General features: G+C 69.4%; 1 protein-coding gene. It reads right to left on the bottom strand.

Features of this window, described 5'->3' with window-relative positions:
* Positions 1-1,313, bottom strand: a 1,313-nt coding sequence (locus RM812_RS41710) for an amidoligase family protein (RefSeq protein ID WP_311586165.1), incomplete at its 3' end; no start/stop codon positions are given.
* Between the last annotated feature and the right edge of the window lie 18 nt (positions 1,314-1,331).

Genomic DNA, 1,331 nt, shown 5'->3' on the forward strand with positions numbered 1-1,331 from the left:
TCGGCGTGGTCACTCTGCCGTCCGTGCACGGACTGGAAGTTCAGTCCGATGTGATGGCTGTTGTTGTAGCTCTGGACGGCTGACACTGAGGTGTACGGGCGCGACGGCTGGGTGTTCGGGGTGCACCACTCCAGCCCTCGATGACGGTCGGCAGCGGGGTTCTGGGCGAGCCGGTAGATGACGTCCTCGTACCCGGCCACCGTGTTGATCAGCTGGTTGTGGTTCTCGACCGTGTGGTCGTAGTCGGGGACCGCGACGTGGACGTGGCCGCCCGTTCGCGGACTGGCGATGCCCCCGTTGCGCCGGACGATCTCGCACACCTGCGCCAGGTTGTTCCAGGTCTGCGGCTCGTCATAGAGAATGGGCGAGACGATCTCACCGGCGACAGTGCTGTCGTACTCCAGCCGCCACGCGTTCGGTGCGTCGGTGTAGCCCGCGCGCGCCGAGGCATGCCAACCGTTCACGTTGGCGTCCGGCGCGATCCCCGCTTCGTGGAGTTCGCGCGCGATGCGCCGGCTGGCGGCCTGCCGCTCGGAGTGCGTCATGGAGGCCGGGTAGTCGAATTCGATCTCGACACCGAACGCGCGGCCGCCCTCACGGGCGCCGAGGCCGCCCGTGGCGTTCTCCGTCATGTAGGGCACCAGAGGCTCGCCCGCCCGCTGGCGCTCTCGGGCCTGGTCGTACGCCTCCTGGAAGGCGTCCATGTCCTCCAGGTAGGAGCGCACCGCGGGCTGGGCCGCCCGCTCGGCGCGCGCCTGGTCCTGTGCGGCGATCGAGGCGGCGTGCTCGGCCGCAACTTCGTCGAGGACTTCCTGGGCCGCGGCCCGGTCGACCGCGGAGCGGCCGCTCGAGCCGAGCTGATCCTGAACCAGGTTGGCTATGGCGCCCTGGTGAACGCAGGTGCCGTCCTCGTCGCCGGCGTGCATGTCGCCGCCGGTGCACCTCAAGTTTTCCGGGCTGACCTGGAGTTGGCCGTCCGGGCCGCGGCTGACCCGGACGTCGCCCTCGATGAAGTGGCGTCCGTCCTCGTCGGAGACGCTGGCCCCCACCTGAACCAGGGCGTCCTGGTCGTCGGTCACTTGGCCCCGGATGATGTCAGGGTTGCGCGGCAGGAACAGCAGGTGGTCGTCGCCGCTGACCACGTAGGTCTGCAGGATCGGAGCATCGGCCGAGGTGGTGTCGACGATGCGGACCGCTGTGCGCTCCGGCCGCTCCTCAATGGGGAGCGGCGCGGCCTCGGCGACGAGCGTGTCCGTGCCTCGTGTGGGCGCGACGCTGTGGTGCTGGTGGTCTATTCGGCTTCCCGACCCCACGATCATTCCCCTCGGACA

The sequence above is a fragment of the Streptomyces lancefieldiae genome (assembly GCF_031845825.1).
Classification (GTDB): domain Bacteria; phylum Actinomycetota; class Actinomycetes; order Streptomycetales; family Streptomycetaceae; genus Streptomyces; species Streptomyces lancefieldiae.